Annotated in this window: 13 protein-coding genes and 1 riboswitch; of the genes, 10 read left to right on the top strand and 3 right to left on the bottom strand. The window is 65.7% G+C overall.

The features are described 5' to 3' along the window. Positions 1–11: 11 nt before the first annotated feature. The 6 genes from I6L38_RS16290 to cbl all read left to right on the top strand — a co-directional run bounded on the left by I6L38_RS16290 (position 12) and on the right by cbl (position 5870). Positions 12–1013, top strand: coding sequence for a sulfate ABC transporter substrate-binding protein (locus tag I6L38_RS16290; RefSeq protein WP_216988734.1), 1002 nt, complete (start codon positions 12–14; stop codon positions 1011–1013). A 56-nt stretch (positions 1014–1069) separates the two neighbouring features. Next, positions 1070–1645 carry an alpha/beta hydrolase gene (locus I6L38_RS16285; RefSeq protein WP_010635195.1) on the top strand — a complete coding sequence of 192 codons (576 nt, stop codon included), beginning with the start codon at positions 1070–1072 and terminating at the stop codon, positions 1643–1645. Between the two features lie 279 nt (positions 1646–1924). Next, positions 1925–2764 carry a sulfate ABC transporter permease subunit CysT gene (gene cysT, locus I6L38_RS16280; RefSeq protein ID WP_216988733.1) on the top strand — a complete coding sequence of 280 codons (840 nt, stop codon included), beginning with the start codon at positions 1925–1927 and terminating at the stop codon, positions 2762–2764. Then, complete coding sequence (cysW, locus tag I6L38_RS16275; protein WP_216988732.1) at positions 2761–3657, top strand: sulfate ABC transporter permease subunit CysW; 897 nt, start codon at positions 2761–2763, stop codon at positions 3655–3657. Before cysT ends, cysW begins: the two co-directional genes overlap by 4 nt. 22 nt (positions 3658–3679) lie before the next feature. Then, on the top strand, positions 3680–4747 hold the full coding sequence (locus I6L38_RS16270) for a sulfate/molybdate ABC transporter ATP-binding protein (RefSeq protein ID WP_010635192.1): 1068 nt from the start codon (positions 3680–3682) through the stop codon (positions 4745–4747). Between the two features lie 175 nt (positions 4748–4922). After that, complete coding sequence (cbl, locus tag I6L38_RS16265; protein ID WP_005308577.1) at positions 4923–5870, top strand: HTH-type transcriptional regulator Cbl; 948 nt, start codon at positions 4923–4925, stop codon at positions 5868–5870. A gap of 92 nt (positions 5871–5962) precedes the next feature. Here cbl and gbpA read toward each other — a convergent pair whose 3' ends face one another. Next, complete coding sequence (gene gbpA / locus I6L38_RS16260) at positions 5963–7387, bottom strand: N-acetylglucosamine-binding protein GbpA (protein WP_216988731.1); 1425 nt, start codon at positions 7385–7387, stop codon at positions 5963–5965. Positions 7388–7448: 61 nt separating this feature from the next. Beyond that, a riboswitch (cyclic di-GMP riboswitch) is annotated at positions 7449–7534 on the bottom strand. Positions 7535–7799: 265 nt separating this feature from the next. After that, entirely contained in the window at positions 7800–9491 is a 1692-nt protein-coding gene (locus I6L38_RS16255) for a methyl-accepting chemotaxis protein (protein WP_216988730.1), read from the bottom strand. Positions 9492–9782: 291 nt separating this feature from the next. Here I6L38_RS16255 and I6L38_RS16250 point away from each other — a divergent pair, with 291 nt between their 5' ends. Both I6L38_RS16250 and I6L38_RS16245 read left to right on the top strand, forming a co-directional pair. Continuing rightward, positions 9783–11630, top strand: coding sequence for a M3 family metallopeptidase (locus I6L38_RS16250; RefSeq protein WP_216988729.1), 1848 nt, complete (start codon positions 9783–9785; stop codon positions 11628–11630). A gap of 77 nt (positions 11631–11707) precedes the next feature. After that, positions 11708–12499 carry an ABC transporter substrate-binding protein gene (locus tag I6L38_RS16245; protein WP_216988728.1) on the top strand — a complete coding sequence of 264 codons (792 nt, stop codon included), beginning with the start codon at positions 11708–11710 and terminating at the stop codon, positions 12497–12499. Positions 12500–12520: 21 nt separating this feature from the next. On the opposite strand, the gene I6L38_RS16240 is transcribed toward I6L38_RS16245, so the two are convergent. Continuing rightward, a complete protein-coding gene (locus I6L38_RS16240) occupies positions 12521–14716 on the bottom strand; it encodes a glycoside hydrolase (RefSeq protein ID WP_216988727.1) in 2196 nt (731 codons plus the stop codon). Positions 14717–15048: 332 nt separating this feature from the next. On the opposite strand from I6L38_RS16240, the gene I6L38_RS16235 reads away from it, so the two are divergent. Continuing rightward, a complete protein-coding gene (locus I6L38_RS16235; RefSeq protein ID WP_216988726.1) occupies positions 15049–15711 on the top strand; it encodes a hypothetical protein in 663 nt (220 codons plus the stop codon). 20 nt (positions 15712–15731) lie between these two features. Beyond that, entirely contained in the window at positions 15732–17075 is a 1344-nt protein-coding gene (locus tag I6L38_RS16230) for a zinc-dependent metalloprotease (protein WP_216988725.1), read from the top strand. Positions 17076–17135: the final 60 nt, after the last annotated feature.

The raw sequence follows: 17135 nt of genomic DNA, 5'->3' as shown, positions 1-17135 counted from the left end.
GGAGTATCCCCATGAAACTGCGAACGACCGCCCTGACCCTGCTCTCCCTGCTGGCCCTCGGTCAGGCCAATGCCGCCGAGATCCGCTTGCTCAACGTCTCCTACGATCCGACCCGCGAACTGTTCCAGGAGTACAACGGCGCCTTCGCCAGGGAGTGGAAGGCGAAGACCGGCGACGATGTTGTGGTCAGCCAGTCCCATGGTGGCTCCGGCAAGCAGGCGCGCGCCGTGGTGGACGGGCTGGAGGCGGACGTGGTGTCGCTGGCGCTGGCCTACGACGTCGATGCCGTGGCTAGGCAGGGGCTGATCGCCGCCGACTGGCAGAGCCGGCTGGCCAACAATGCGGCGCCCTACACCTCCACCATCGTGTTCCTGGTGCGCAAGGACAATCCCAAGCAGATCAAGGACTGGGATGATCTGGTGCGCAAGGACGTGGCCATCGTCACCCCCAACCCCAAGACCTCCGGCGGGGCGCGCTGGAACTACCTGGCTGCCTGGGGCTACGCCCTGAAGAAGAGCGGCAGCGAGGAGGGGGCCAAACAGTTCGTCGGCGATCTCTACAAGAACGTGAAGGTGCTGGACTCCGGCGCCCGCGGTGCCACCACCAGCTTCATCGAGCGCGGCCTCGGCGACGTGCTGCTGGCCTGGGAGAACGAAGCCCTGCTGGTGCTGGGTCAGCCCGGCAATCGCGACAAGTTCGAGCTGGTGGTGCCGTCGGTCTCCATCCTGGCCGAGCCGCCGGTGGCGGTGGTGGACAAGGTGGCCAGGAAGCACGGCACCGAGGCGGTGGCCAAGGCTTACCTCGACTACCTCTACTCCGACGAGGGGCAGCGCATCGTCGCCAAATATCACTATCGCCCCAGCAACCCGGCGATCCTGAAGGAGACCGCAGCCCAGTTCCCGCAGCTGACCCTGTTCACCGTCAAGGATCTGGAAGGGGACTGGGACAAGGCGCAGAAGAAGCACTTCGCCCAGGGCGCCCTGTTTGACCAGATCTACCAGCCGGGTCGCTGAGCGGCCGGCCATCGTCAACTGAACTGGCCCCTGTGCCAGCTGATAGGAGCACCAAGATGAACAAGATCCTCCTGGTTCCCGGTCTGCACAACAGCGGGCCGGATCACTGGCAGAGCCGCTGGCACCAACAATTCCCCCACTGGCAGCGGATGGTGGGGCTGCCGTGGGATCGGCCCGACCTCACGGTCTGGAGCGCCAAGCTGGCGAGCAAGCTCAAAAGCCGGCGCGGGCGGGCTCACCTGGTGGCCCACTCCTTCGGCGCGCTGGCGGCCATCACGGCGGCGCGCCGGCAGCCCGACAAGGTGGCCTCGCTGTTTATCGTGGCGCCGGCGGATCCGGCCCGCTTCGGCTTGCCAGACGAGCTGCTGGCAGGCTCGCTCAAGGTGTCGGCCCAGCTGGTGGCCAGCCGCAACGATCCCTGGATGAGCTTCGAGCGGGCCGAGTACTGGAGCCGGCAGTGGCAGGTGCCGCTGTTCGATGCCGGCGAGGTGGGCCACCTCAATGCCCAGTCCGGCCACGGCGAGTGGCACCAGGGGCTCAACCTGCTCGGCACCCTCTATCGGCGGGCCGAGATGGTGGTGGCGCCGACGCCGGCGGTGTGGGAGCGGCGGGCGGCCTTGAGTTTTCGCTAAGCGGCGAGGGTTGATTACACAGATTTGGAACAGAGAAGGAGGGCAGGCACTCGACACCACCACAGTCTGATTTGGATAGCTTGGTACATTGCACGACGCTCCATTTTTAGGTCTTTTATTTATATAAAAGACCTTTTTTTCATTTTGTGGCTCTAAAAGCCTTGTATGTCGTTGTTAGATAAAAAAGTGCTTAGCAAAGGCGTTATTGGTGTTTGTTGCCTCTGACAGGAGTGCGCAGAATCGCTGTATCTAATGTTTTTCATAACAAACGGATGCGTTATGCGATTTGGTTCTTACTCCGTGCTGCCGGGCTTTGGCCCGACCCTCGGCTTCAGCCTGCTCTATCTGGGCGTGCTGGTGCTGCTGCCGCTCTCGGCGCTGGTGCTGTTCGCGGTGAACAATCTGACCCTGGCCGAGTTCTGGCAGGTGATAGGTTCGCCGCGGGTGCTCGCCTCCTTTCGTCTGAGCTTCGAGGCCGCCCTGGTGGCGGCGCTGCTCAACGCCCTGTTCGGCCTGATCCTGGCCTGGGTGCTGGTGCGTTATACCTTCCCCGGCCGCCGACTGGTGGATGCCCTGATCGATCTGCCGTTCGCCATGCCTACCGCCGTCTCCGGCATCGCCCTGTGCGCCATCTTCGCCCCTAACGGCTGGATCGGGCAGTGGGTCGCCCCGTTTGGCATCGAGCTCGCCTACAACCCCATCGGCGTGGTGATTGCGCTCACCTTCATCGGGCTGCCGTTCGTGGTGCGCACCCTGCAGCCGGTGCTACGGGAAGCCGAGACCGAGCAGGAGGAGGCAGCTGCCAGCCTGGGCGCCGATCGCTGGCAGACCTTCATCCGGGTGCTGTGGCCGACCCTGGTGCCGGCTCTGTTGACCGGCTTTGCCCTGGCCTTCGCACGGGCGGTGGGGGAGTACGGCTCCGTCATCTTCATCGCCGGCAACCTGCCGATGGTGTCGGAGATTGCGCCGCTGATGATCATGAGCCACCTGGAGGAGTACGACTACGCCGGCGCCTCTGCCATCGCCGTGGTCATGCTGCTGATCTCTTTCATTTTGTTACTGCTTATCAACAAGTTGCAGGCCTGGAGCTGGGCCCGTATCGGAGGGAGCCGGATATGAACGCATCCAACGCAAGCCTGACGCTGGCAACGGGCGAGGCGGCGCCGACCACCTCGGTGCGCCAGCCCCCCGTCATCCGCGAGCCGGTCTGGGTCAAGTGGCTGCTGGTCACGGTCGGTCTCGGCTGGTTTGCCGCCCTGCTGCTGCTGCCGCTGGCTACCGTCTTTATCCAGGCGCTAAGCCCTGGTTTGGCCTTCTTCTGGCACGCCATCAGCGAGCCGGACGCCCTCAGTGCCCTCGGCCTCACCGCCCTGGTGACCCTCTGCTCGGTGCCCCTCAACCTGCTGTTCGGGGTTGCCGCCGCCTGGGCCATCGCCCGCTTCCGCTTCTCGGGTCGGCAACTGCTCATCACCCTCATCGATCTGCCGTTCTCCGTGTCGCCGGTGATCGCAGGGCTGATGTTCGTGCTGATGTTCGGCAGTCGCGGCTGGTTCGGCGAATGGCTGAGCGAGCACGACATCAAGGTGATTTTCGCCACCCCTGGCATCATCCTGGCCACCACCTTCATCACCGTGCCCTTCGTGGTGCGCGAGCTGCTGCCCCAGATGGAGGCGCGCGGCCCGGAAGAGGAGGAGGCCGCCATCATGCTGGGGGCGAGCGGCCTGCAGATGTTCTGGCGGGTCACCCTGCCCGGCATCCGCTGGAGCCTGATGTACGGCCTGCTGCTCTGTACCGCCCGTGCGGTGGGGGAGTTCGGCGCCGTGTCTGTGGTCTCCGGCCACATTCGCGGCCAGACCAACACCCTGCCGCTGCACATCGAGATCCTCTACAACGAGTACCAGACCGGCGCCGCCTTCGCGGTGGCCAGCCTGTTGGCCCTGTTCGGGATCTTCACCCTGCTGGGGGAAACCCTGCTGGCCCGGCTGCGTGCCCAGCCTGTTCACTCTCACTGATCACCGAATTCAAGAGGCTGCCATGAGCATTCAGGTACAAGGACTCAACAAGCATTTCAACCAGTACGCGGCGCTGGCCGACATCAACCTCGACTTTCACGACGGTGAGCTGGTGGCGCTGCTCGGCCCCTCCGGCTGCGGCAAGACCACTCTGCTGCGGATCATCGCCGGGCTGGAGCAGGCCGACAGCGGCCACGTCATCATCCGCGGCGAGGATGCCTCGGATCTGCACGTGCGCGAGCGCAACGTCGGCTTCGTGTTCCAGCACTACGCCCTGTTTCGCCACATGACGGTGTTCGAGAACGTGGCGTTTGGCCTTAGGGTCAAGCCGCGCCGCGAGCGACCGGCCGAGGCGGCGATCCGCGCCCGGGTCAAGGAGCTGCTGGATCTGGTGCAGCTCAGCCATGTGGCCGCGCGCTACCCGACCCAGCTCTCCGGCGGCCAGCGTCAGCGGGTCGCGCTGGCCCGCGCGCTGGCGGTGCAGCCCAAGGTGCTGCTGCTGGATGAGCCGTTCGGCGCCCTCGACGCCCAGGTGCGCAAGGAGCTGCGGCGCTGGCTGCGCGAGCTGCACGACGAGCTGCACGTTACCAGCCTGTTCGTCACCCACGATCAGGAGGAGGCGCTGGAGGTGGCGGATCGGGTGGTGCTGATGAACGCCGGCAAGGTCGAGCAGATCGGCACCCCGGCCGAGGTCTATGACCAGCCCGCCAGCTCCTTCGTGCACAGCTTCCTCGGCAGTGTGAACCTGTTTCGCGGCCGGGTGGCCGGGCAGGGGCTCGGCATCGGCGAGCAGCTGCTGGGCGGGCCCATCAGCTCCCAGCTGGCGGAAGGCAGCGCGGCCGTCGCCTATGTGCGTCCCCACGAGCTGGAGATAGTGCCGGCGGATGCGCCGGGCGGCATCAGCGCCACCATCACCCGATTGCTGCCCATGGGGCCGCGCATCCGGGTGGAACTGCGTGGCAATGGGGATACAAACGGTGCACACTTCGAGGCCGAGCTGAGCAAGGAGGCGGCCCGCGCCTTCCACCCGGGCCAGGGGGTGCGGCTGGTGGCCAGGCAGGCCCAGCTCTACCCGGATTACCAGATTTAAGTAGAAGGCCCCTGGAGGACCGTGCAGGCAAGCAGCGTGACCAGGGTGGGGTCTGCCCGCCTGGGTACAACAGGGTCAGTGTGGCGGTCAGAGTTCAGGCTCGGGCAGCCAGACAAGATAACAACAAGGCGGCGGGGAGGGCCCCGACCGGCCGGTCAGCGCAGGAGGCGATGACGTGAATTTTCAGCAGTTGCGAATCATTCGGGAGGCAGCACGGCGGGATTACAACCTGACCGAGGTGGCCAATGCCCTGTTTACCTCCCAGTCCGGGGTTAGCCGCCATATCCGCGAGCTGGAAGAGGAGCTGGGGATCGAGTTGTTCATCCGCTATGGCAAGCGGCTGCTCGGCATGACAGAGCCGGGCAAGGAGCTGCTGGTGATCGCCGAGCGCATCCTCGGGGATGCCGAGAACATCCGCAAGCTGGCCAGCACCTTCGCCAACCGCGACTCGGGCCGGCTGCTGGTGGCGACCACCCACACCCAGGCCCGCTACGCCCTGCCGCGGGTGGTGAAGGCGTTTCGCGAGCAGTTCCCGCTGGTGCAGCTGGAGCTGCGCCAGGGCGGTCCGGAGGAGATAGTGCGGCTGGTGCAGACCGGCGAGGTGGACATCGGCATCAGCAGCGAGCAGCTCGACAAGAGCGAAGGGGTGGTGGCGTTTCCCTACTACCGCTGGCACCACAACATAGTGGTGCCGGAGCAGCATCCGCTCAGTGCCGAGCAGGAGCTGACCCTGGCGGCGCTGGCCCAGTGGCCCATCATCACCTATCAGGCCGGGCTGACCGGGCGGGCGCGGGTGGACGAGGCGTTTGCCGAGGCCGGTATCGCCCCGCAGATCCTGTTGACCGCACAGGACTCCGACGTCATCAAGACCTATGTCGAGCTGGAGATGGGGGTGGGCATACTGGCAGACATGGCGTTCGACACCCAGCGCGACAAGGGGCTGGTGCAGCTGGACGGCAGCCGGTTGTTTGCGCCCCACACCGCCTGGATCGGTCTCAAGCAGGGGCAGTTCCAGCACAACTTCGCCTGGCAGTTCATCCAGCTCTGCAACCCTGAGCTGGCGCTGGCGGACATTCAGGCCCGCGCCATGGGCGGCGAGCCCGCCATCGACTTCCAGATCTGAGCGGTCACAGCAGAGAACACCAGAGAACACCAGAGAAAACGGGGAGCCAGTGGCTCCCCGTTTTGTTGATGGCGTCATGCTGCGCCTGCGGATCAGTTCACCAGGATCCAGGCATCCTGCCAATTGCTACCGACCCCGGGTTCATACTGGGTGGCGCTGGCCGACCACTGGCTGCACCAGCCGCGATAGGGGAAGGGCTTGCACTGGTAGACCTTGCCGTTCTTGGGCTGCAGCACCCTGGTGCCGTCGGTGTAGGACTTGAGCCCCTCCGGGAAGGTGAACTGGTAGTCACCGCCGGCGGCCGGATCCTTGAGCATCAGGTCCAGAGTCTGCTGCACCGCCTCGCCACCGGCCTTGGGTTTGCCTTCGATCACCAGCTGGTGGTGACCGGCGCTGAGCCCAGTGAGCGGCATGGTGAAGCTGTGGCTGCTGTCCTTGATGTCGGCGCTGGTCTGTCCCTTGGCGGCCCCACCGTGATCATACAAGGTGTTGGTGACGGTCAGATCGCCCTCGGCGGCCACGGTAAAGTTGAGGGTGAGTTTGCCCTCGTCGAGCAGGTACTCGCTCTCCAGGCCGCTCACGCTGACACCGTTGCTCACCGGCGGCTGCTGCTGTTCGAGCTGAATCTCGACCCGCTCCAGCGCGCTGCCGGCCTTGAAGTAGACCGGGTTCTGGCCGTAGACGGGGTTGAACTGGCCTTCGCCGCTCTGCTGGCCAGCGCGGATCTGGCTTTGCTCCGCATTGATCTTGCTCGCCAGGGCGTGGGTCCAGTTGTTCTTCTGGCCCTGCTCCGGGCTGGCGATGGTCAGCTCGGTCTGCAGATCGGGGCGCACGCCGTTGGCGTCGAACACCAGGGTTCTGGCCTTGTCGCCGACCGCCAGCTCGGTGGAGGGGTAGATGGTGCCGCCCTGGCTCCATTCCAGCGGTGGCTGGGTGCCGCCCTTGAAGTTGGCGTCGATCACGTTATAGAAGCTGTTGCTGGTGTCACCCACTTCCCACACCCCCAGGATCACCTGATAGCCGGTGCGCTCGGGCAGGTTGCACTGGTGGGTGACCTGCTTGGGCGGCTGGGTCATGTTGCCGTCCACCACGCAGAAGGGGGTGAGCTCGAAGGCGGCGCGAGTCAGCGGCTGGTTCGGGTTCCAGTCCTGCTTGGTGAGGTAGTAGCGCCAGTTGCGGGTGACGTGGTTGGCGGTGAAGGTCCAGCTGATGGCGAAGGGGCCGGCCTGTACCTCGCGGCGGGTCCAGCGGTCGCTGGTCTGGGCGTTCAGCTCGCCCCAGCTGGCGCTACCGGCCGAGGCGATCTGGCCGTCGGCAGGGCCACCATTCGGGAAGCCGGAGGGGCCTTCCACGCTCTGGGGTTCCCATTGCACCGCGCCGCACTGGCTGTTGCCGCCGGTCTTGCACAGGTAGTTGCGCGATTCCGGCTGGCTGATGTAGCCGTGGGCGAGCACGCTGCCACTGACCAGCAGGGCCAGCGTTGCAGCGACGTGATTGAGTTGGATTTTTGCTGCCATACATTCCTCTGTTCGACAGATGTGGGCAGTCAAGTTGGCAGGGGCGTGCCCCGAAACACTGTGTGGCAACCCCGCTATCCTGGACGACATGTCTTTAGACCGGAGGCTTTGCGTCCTGGCCTTTCAACCAGTTTGCCAAATGACTACATAAAGGGTCATGGTGTCGCGTTTGGCGACAACTCATCATGACTATTTTTGATTAAATAATTAAGTGTAAATCTTTACAGCTTGACCTCATCGGAGTAGAGCAAACACTTAACTTTCTGTTTTTAAATGGCTATTAACTCGGCGTCACGGCATCAAGTTCGTCGAACAGGTCGACAAGATGCAAATATTTGGCATTTTTTCGCAATGAAAAACGCCCCCGCCAGCCGCGCTGGCGGGGGCGTGCGCTGCGACAAGCCAGGACGGATCAGTGGCGGAGGCGCGGGCGATCCTCCTGCCGCGGCGGTTGCGGCACCCGCGGCTTGGTCGCCGGCTGGTGGCTGGCCGAGCCCAGTTTGAACAGGGCCAGCCGCTCGTCCAGGCTGCGGGAGAGTCCGGCCAGCAGCTCGCTCTCCTGAGCCAGCTGGGAGGCTGACTGGGACATCTCCAGCGCCGAGTCGTTGATGCCGCTGACGTTGCGGTTCATGTCCTCCGCCACCATGCTCTGCTGCTCCGCCGCGGTGGCGATCTGGGTCGCCATGTCGCTGACGTGCTGGATGTGGTTGACGATGAGGGAGAGATCCTGGCCCGCCTTCTCCGACTGGCCGACGCTGCTCTCCGCCAGCTTGCGGCTGGCGTCCATGGCGTCGGCCGCACTCACCGCCCGCTGCTGCAGCTGGGCTATGGTGCTCTGGATCTCCTCGGTGGACTGGCGGGTGCGGCTCGCCAGCTGGCGAACCTCGTCGGCCACCACGGCAAAGCCGCGGCCCTGCTCGCCGGCGCGGGCCGCCTCGATGGCGGCGTTGAGGGCCAGCAGGTTGGTCTGCTCCGAGATGGCGCTGATGACCGCCGTCACCTCGCTTATCTGCATCACCCCCTCCTTGAGCTGGTTGACCTGCAAGGTGGCCTGCTCCACCTCGCTGGCCAGCGCCTGGATGCCGTGCACGCTGGCGTGCACGTCCCGGTTGCCGAGGCCGGCCTCGCTGGTGGCGTCCTGGGTATCGCGGGCGGTGTTCTCGGCGTGGCCGGCCACGTCGGCGATGGTGGCGCTCATCTCGTTCATGGCGGTGGCGAGCTGGGCCAGCTGATCCCGCTGGCTGTTGACCGCCTGGTTGGTCTGTTCGGCGGAGGCGGCGATGCGCAGGGCGGCATCCGCCACGTTGCCGGCCCCCTGGCTTGCCTCCAGCAGGGCGTGCCGGATGGCGCTGAGTCCCTGGTTGGTGCAGCTGGCGACGGCCCCCAGCTCATCCTTGCCGTGCACCGGGATGCTCACCACCAGATCGCCGGCGGCCACCTGCTGCATGGCCCGGTTGATCTCGGCCAGCGGGTTGACGATGGAGCGGCTGATGGCAAAGCCCAGCAGCCCCATCAGCAGGGTCACCAGCAGGGTGGCGCCCCCCATCAGCTGGTACTGGGACCAGATGGTGGCCTGGATGTCCTGCAGCAGCACGCCGGAGCCGAGGATCCAGCCCCAGGGCTGATAGCCGGCCACCAGCGACAGTTTCTGGGCCGATTCGCCGGAGGGGGAGACCCACTGGTACTCCAGTCGACCCTGCTGACCCCCTCTGCCGAGTTCCACCATCCGCTGCCAGTGCGCGCCGGCGGTGGCGGATCCGCTCTCGCCCATCTGCTGGCCGACCAGCTCGGGCCGGACGGGGTGCACCAGCATCCGGCGGTTCTCGTCCAGCACGAACAGGTAGTTGTCACCGTCAAAGCGCATGCTGTTGAGCATGGCCCTGGCCTCGGCCTGCGCCTGTGGGGCGGGCAGGGTGGCGGCCAGCGCCTGGATCCGGCTCATGGCCAGATCCAGCACGGCCTGCAGCCTGGCTTCCCGTTCACTCATCAGATTGCGCTGCAGGGCACTGGCGGAGATGAGCAGCAGTGCGATGAAGCCGACCAGCGCCAGTGAGAGCAGCAGCATCAATTTACGGCTCACGGCAATATCACCGAGCTTGAACATAGTCTCTTCCTTAACTTTCCCATGCGGGTCTGGTGGTGACCAGTCTGTCGGCTGGCCCTGATTATTTTTCATTTAACATTTAATTAACTTTCAAAGGCTTGGCGCGACAGCACGCCAATTGAGAAGTTTGACACCAGTATAGCCAGCAGACAGAAACCCTCGCTTTTGGTAGCGTGTTCGCGCGCATCCCGGCGCACCATTTGCCGGATTATTTGCAGAAAATGTGAATGAGTCGGCATTTCACCAAAAAGGAGTGGGCACCCCGTGCTGCCCCATAACAAGAGGGAATTTATGAGTTCCATTGCCAGGAATTATCTCAACCAGCTCAACGCCGACTACCTGCAGGTGCACAGGCGCAAGGAGGATCTGTTCTGGTCCACCTACATGGGCACCAGCGACGATCAGGCCGGTTTCACCGCCGCCGAGCAGGCTTACAAGGCGTTCTGCGCCGATCCGGCGCGCCTGCCGGTGCTGCGGGAGATGCATGCCATGGCCGAGGAGACCGAGCTCAAGCGCGGTCTGGCAGGCTGGATCGCCTTCTTCGAATGCAACGTCATCGAGGCGCCGGCCGCCGCCGCCCTGATGGACGAGCTGGTGGCCGCCGAGGCGGCGCTGTTTGCCCGCCGTCGGGAGCTGAAGCTGACCTTGCTGGACGAGCAGGGTCGCGAGGTGGCAGGCAGTCTGCCCGCCGCCAGCACGGCATTGGCTGCCAGTAGCAACGAGGCGGTGCGCCAGAGCGCGCTCGCCATGTTCCACACCCTGGAAAACTGGGTGGTCGACAACGGCTATCTGGCCATCGTCGCGCTGCGCAACCGCTTCGCCCGGGCCATGGGGTATCGCGACTACTTCGACTACAAGGTGCACAAGAACGAGCAGATGAGCCCGGCGCAGCTGTTCGCCATCCTCGACGACTTCATCGCCGGCACCGAGCAGCGGTTGCACCAGAGCCTGGCCGAGCTGAAAGCAGCCAAGGGGGAGGCGGCTCTGCTGCCCCACAACCTGCGTTACAGCGTGAGCGGCGACGTGACTCGCCAGCTCGACCCGTACGTACCCTTCTCCCGCGCTTTGCAGGATTGGGTCGAGAGTTTCCGCCGCCTCGGCATCCAGTACCGCGGCGCCAGCCTCACTCTGGATCTGCTGACCCGGGAGGGGAAATACGAGAACGGCTTCTGCCACGGCCCGGTGCCGAGCTTCTGGCAGGAGGGGGAGTGGGTGCCGGCGGTGGTCAACTTCACCAGCCTGGCCGACCCGGCCCAGGTGGGCAGCGGCTGGAGCGGGCTCAACACCCTGTTCCACGAGGGAGGCCATGCGGCGCACTTTGCCAACGTCACCGGCAACGCCCCCTGCTTCTCCCAGGAGTTCCCGCCTACCTCCATGGCCTACGCCGAGACCCAGTCCATGTTCTGCGACAGCCTGCTGGATGACGCGGACTGGCTCAAGCGCTACGCCAGAAATGCGGCGGGGGAGCCGATCCCGGATGCGCTGATCAAGGCGATGATCGAGGCACGCCAGCCGTTTCGCGCCTTCAACGAGCGCCAGATCGCGCTGGTGGCCTACTTCGAGCGGGATCTCTACGCCATGGACGAGGCCGAACGCACCCCGGCCTCCGTGCTGGCGCTGGCCCGCCGCTGGGAGCGCCAGATCCTGGGGGTGGAGAGCCCGCGTCCGCTGCTGGCCATCCCGCACCTGCTCAACCAGGAGTCGGCCTGTGCCTATCACGGTTACCTGCTGGCGCTGATGGCGGTGGAGCAGACCCGGGCCTACTTCCTGAAGCGCGACGGCTATCTCACCGACAACCCGCGCATCGGGCCGGATCTGGCCGCCCACTACTGGGGACCGGGCAACGGCATGACCCATGACGAGACCCTGCGCAGCCTGACCGGCAAGGGCTTCAGCGCCGGCCCGCTGGCCGCGGTGTGCAACCAGAGCGTGGCCGAGGCGTGGCAACAGGCCGAGGCTTGCATGGCGGCGGCCCGTCAGCGTCCGCCGGCCGGCGAGGGGGCACCGCTCGATGCCCGCATTCGGGTAGTTCACGGCGACCAGCTTATCGCCGACAATAGCGACTCAGAGGAAGCCATGCTGGCCGGCTTCGAACGCTGGATCCGCCACCACTACCAGGAGGCGGCCACCAGTCACTGAGGCGCAAGCCGGTGAACATGCGTTATGTCAGACCCCTGCCGCGGCAGGGGTCTGTTTTTCATGGGAAGGAGTCGAGGGTGGGAACAACAGTGCGGTGGAGGTGGCTGCTGGCCACGCTGCTGCTGACGGGGTCGCTGGCGCAGCCGGCCCGGGCACTGCAGGCGCTGACCGAGCAGATGCCCCCTTACAACTACCAGCTGGCCGGCCAGCCGGTGAGCGGTTTCTCGGTGGATCTGCTGCAGGCCCTGCTGGCGCGCAGCGGCCTGGCGCTGCGCGGCGACATCCAGCTGCTGCCCTGGGCGCGGGCCTATCAGAATGCCCGCTATCGGGCGGGCAGCATCCTCTTCTCGGTGGCGCGCACCCCGGAGCGGGAGCACCAGTTCCAGTGGGTGGGGCCGGTCGGGCCGCGCACCATCAGGGTGTGGCGGCTGAGCTCGCGCACCGACATCCAGCCCCGCAGCCTGCAGGAGGCGAGCGACTACCGGATCGCCGTGGTACGCAACTCGGCTTCGGCCCAGCAGCTGGTCCGCCAGGGGCTGGCGCCGGTCAGCGTCAACAGCGAGGAGGACAAGTTTCGCATGCTGCTGCGCGGCCGGGTGGAGCTGGTGACGGCGCTGGATCTGGGGGCGGCCTTCCACATGCACCAGCTGGGGCACGGCTTCGAGGCGCTCACCCCGCTGTTCGTCTATGACGACAGCGAGCAGTATTACTTCGCCCTCAACCTGGCGACGGAGCCGGCCAAGGTGCAGGCCCTGCAGCAGGCCCTCGACCAGATGCGCCAGGATGGTTCGCTGGAGATCCTGCGCCGGCGCTGGCTCAACCTCCATGCGCAGCCCACCGTCTCGCTCGGCGGGGCTGCCCCTTTCTGATCCCCCGCCACCTCGACGGGCCTAGCCCTGGATCTTCAGCACGCTGACCGGTTTGCCCTTGAGCGCCACCAGCAGCTGCCGGCCCGCCAGCTTGTGGCCGTCGATCATGATGGAGTTGTGGCTGAAGTTGGCCACCAGCCGGCTGCCGTCGGAGAAGCGGGTCTCCTGCACCCGGCCCACCCCGTCACGCCAGCGAAAGCCCACCAGCGCCTTGTCCCACAGCGCCTCGTGCAGCGGGGCGAACTGCTCGCTCAGCCGGGTCAGCTCCGGCAGGCGACTGGCCAGCGTGCTGCGGCTCAGGTTGACCAGCGGCGGGGTGTTGTAGAGCAGGCCGAGCAGGGCGCGCTCCTCCTTGATGCCGGGGAATTTCAGGTTGTCCAGCAGCCAGTGGTGGCTGTTGAGCACGGAGTCGTGGAACACCGCCTGATAGAGGGGCAGCCGATCCGCCGGATTGAACACCGTCTTCAGGTAGCGCGGCTTGAGCCGGGCGGGCTGGAAGAAGACCTGCGGCGCTTCGTCCGGCCACCACTTGCCGAGGTAGTAGGGGGACTTGGCCTGCTTGCGCATGGCGGCATCCTCCCAGCCAAAGCCCCAGCTCTGGATGCCGTGGGCAAACAGCAGCGGCTTGCTGGTGAGGGCGTTGCCATCCTCCGAGCCCAGCACCAGGCCGAGGTGATCCCCCACCCAGCTCATGCGGGCGTTGCGGTCGGCGACCATGGCCTGGCTACCCTGCTGGTGGGCCGGGTTGTAGTCGTTGGAGGCCATGGCGGTGCCATCCACGTCGAGGAACAGGCTGTTGATGCCGCTGGCCTTGGCCAGCTCGCTCATGCGGCTCTTGGCAAAGGGCAGGGTGCAGCCGGGGTTGAGATAGACCCCTTCGCCGCCAAAGCCCGGTTTGGGCTTGCCATTGGCCTCGACGATGGCGCAGCGCTTGCCGATCGCCGGCGGCAGCTGGGCGGTGAGCCAGCTGTCGTTGGTGCCGGGTAGGATGGCGGTGTCGTAGGAGTCATAGCTGCCCACCAGATAGCCCTGGCGCTGGGCGGCGGTGAGGGCATAGCCCTGCTGCAGGGCCGCCGTCCACTGCGGAGTGCCGAGCCACAGCTTGCGCAGTCCCGCCTGCTGCAGCGCCTCGATCACCGGCAGCGACAACCCCTGGCCCCAGCGCTCCTGAGGCACCAGCAGATCCCCCAGCTGACCCTTGACCCACTGCTGGCGCAGGGCCAGCACCTTGCTCTGGGCCTGCGGGCCCTGCTGGGCAGGCAGCGGCAGCTGGCTGGCAATCAGCCGGTTGAGGCCGGCCATGATCAGGCTCTGCTGCCAGACCTCGGGATGGGCGGCGGCCAGCGCCTCCTGCTCCTCGGCATTGAAGGTCTGCAGCCACTCCGGCTTTTGTTGCAATCTGGCCTGCAGAGCGGGCCACGCCTTCACGTCCTGCCGATCGAGCAGGGCATCCCCCCACAGGTAGACATGGCTGGCGCCGATCAGTCGCCGGCCGGCCGGGACGCGGGCAATCTTGTCGGCCAGGGATTGCCAGGCCCCCTCGCTCTGCAACCACGCCCGGTAGCGGCGCGCCCCTGCCAGCCAGTCATCCCCCACGCTCAGCCGCACCACCATGGGCGCCTGAGCGTTGAAGCTGCTGAACTCGTGGCTGGCGCTCAGCTGCAGCCGGCCCCCCTGGCGGCTGAACTTGAGCCGGTTGTCGTAGGGGCTCTGCAGGATCCAGCTGTAGGTCTGCTTGCCCGCATCCTGGCTCCAGAGCGGCAGCTTGAGGTCGTAGTGGGTGTTGAGCTCGGCCAGCTCGTCGCCGACATAGCCGAGCCAGTCGCTGTCGCGCACGGAGAAGCGGCTGCCCTCGCCGATGGCGAGGGAGAGGTGGGTCTGGTTTCGCGGCAGGCTGTACCAGGTCAGCTGACGGGGACTGTCGCTGGCAAGCGTCAGCAGCAGGTCGTCGCCATCCAGCCTGACCTCCACCCTGGCCTCCTGGGCGGGCCAGCGCCAGCTGGCCTGCTGGTCATCCTGCTGCAGCTGATCGACCTGGCGGGCGGGCTGGCCCGCGCTGACCGGGATCCGGTTCACCGCAATGGCCAGGGTATCGGGATCGATGCTGTAACTTTGAGTCCCGCCTTGCAGGGTCAGAGGGGCGGCGGCGAGCGGCGCCGCCAGCCATGAAATTGCCAGCCAGCCCAGTGCTGGCGCCGTTATTCGCAAACCGTTCATGCAACATCCTTGACCTGATCAATGCCATCAGGGTACGCCGCAGCCCGCCTCCCGGTACAGCCAAATTTGCTTAACCCATATGGGGTGAAGGGAGTCATGCCGGTCGCTTTCACGGACGTTTTACTGCAGCAAAAAAGCATCATTCGAACCCTTCCTCAGCCCCCGCCAGCGCTGGCTTTGTCGACTCAAATGGATGTGTGCAAACACCAGCGTCGATTTTTCAGACGCCCCATATAGGGGGGTGCCAGCCTTGTCGCCAGTTTCTAGCATGCCCCCTCACTTTTAATGCAATTCATTGTTTTATAAGGATTGTTTTTGACTGGAGTATCAGTATGAAGAGAGCGAAATGGGGGCTTGGGCTGGCATTGTGCGCCCTCTTGGCCGGGGTGATCGGCTGGTGGCTGTGGCCGCAGCCGGTGGCGCCCGGAGCAATGACGACAGGGGATGAGGCGCGTGCGGCAGAGTCGGCCCCGCTGGTGGAGCTGACGCCACTCGCCGCCATGCCGGTACCCGCGCTCAAGCCGGCGCCGGTCACGCCCCCCGCCAAGCCGGATCGGCTGCGGGAAGATGGCAGCCAGCAGCTGGAGACCCCCTGGCAGGCGGCCGAGGTGGATGCGGACTTTCCGCTGGCGGAGCCGGGCGATGCGGTCGAGCAACCCCAGCCGATCGCCCTGCAGGGCAGCGATCTGGAGCGGGCCCAGGTGGGTGACAGCGTAGCCCTGCCGCTGCCGGATGGCAGCACCCTGCAGGCCAGGGTGACCAAGGTCGAGCTGCAGCGGGGCGGGGAGCGCAACTGGCAAGGGGAGATTCGGGTCGACGGTGACAGCTATCCGGTCAATTTCACCGTCGGCAAGCAAGCGACTTTCGGGTTCATCGGCACGCCGCAAGGCAGTTACTCCGTCGAGACCCTGGGAGGCAAGGGCTGGGTTTACAAGAACCCGCCGCTGGATCTGGGTCATGGCGGCGATGACGCCCTGATCCCGACTCACCAATAACAACAGAAAAGGAAGATCACATGCAGAAAACTACCTTGGGGATCATGATTGCGGGATTGCTCGGGGCGACCCCCGTGCTGGCGGAAACCATCGACCTGATGGTGCTGCACAGCCCGGGGCTGGCGGCCCGCTATCAGGGGGATGCGCAGACCCGGATCCAGCACATGATCAACGTCACCAACCAGATCTATGCCGCCAGCGGCCTGGATCTGACGGTGCGGAGCGTGCACGACCAGCAGGTCAATTACCCGGATGGCGGCACCGACGAATCCGCGCTCAACGCGGTGACCTACCAGCAGGATCCGGCTTTCAAGCAGGTACCGACCCTGCGCACCCGTTATGGCGCCGACATGGTGGTGCTGATGCGCCCCCAGACCGGTGATCACGGCAGCTGCGGGCTGGCCTGGGTTGGTGGTTCCGCGACCTATAGCGATGGCCGCAAGGCGTATGCCGACGGGGATGTCTCCCAGGATGCCGGCAGCATGTTCAGCCATGTCACGGCCACCGGCTGTGGCGACGTGGTGCTGGCACACGAGCTGGGTCACAACATGGGGCTCAACCACTCCCGCCTGCAAGATGGCACGGGGGGCACTTACCACTATGCGCTGGGACACGGGGTGCGGGGTTCCTTCGCCACCGTGATGGCCTATCCCTCCAGCTTCGGGGTCTACAGCCACGAGTACAAGTTCTCCAGCCCGGACCTGGTCTGCAAGGGGCAGCCGTGCGGCGTGGATTACCGGGATCAGGCCAACGGGGCCGATGCGGTGCGGGCGCTGAAGGTGACCACGCCGCAGATCGCCGCCTTCTACCCCACCATGGTGACGGAAGCGCTGCCGGATCTGGGCGAGCTGGAACGCTCCCTCGAAACCCGGCGCCAGGACCTGGCGGCGGCCCAGGAGCACTACAGCCAGCAGGTGGCGGCCAGAACCGCCCTGCAGGATCGCCAGCAGACGCTCAAGGGCAACTTTGATCGCTACCAGCGCGAGCTGAGCCAGCTGAACCAGCGCAACCGGCAGACGGTGCAGGAGATCAACCGGCTGGTGCGCGAGCACAACAGCTACAACGGCAGCTACGGCCCGGAAGAGTATCGCCGGATCCGCGCCATCCAGGCGAGCCTGAGCGCCCGCATCGATCAGCTGCACGATGAGAACAACGCCATCATTCGCCAATCCAACGAGATCAGCCAGCGCTACCAGGCCGAGGTGAACGAGTACAACGGCAGCTGGGATCGCTACAACCAGTTGGTGGCGGCGGTGAAGAGTGCCGACGGCAAGGTGGACGAGGCGCGCCGCGAGCTGGAGCTGGCCGAGCACAGGTATCAGCTGGCGTTGGCCCGCCAGCCGGCCGAGACGCAGCCGGCCTGATGCAACAAGGGCGCCCCGCAACAGGCGGGGCGCCCTTGATGTCTGTCTGTCAGAGGAGCC

This window comes from Aeromonas sp. FDAARGOS 1408, from assembly GCF_019048665.1.
GTDB classification, from domain to species: Bacteria; Pseudomonadota; Gammaproteobacteria; order Enterobacterales; family Aeromonadaceae; genus Aeromonas; species Aeromonas dhakensis.
The sequence above is the reverse complement of the archived record's forward strand: the minus strand, read 5'-3'. Positions and strand labels throughout refer to the sequence as shown.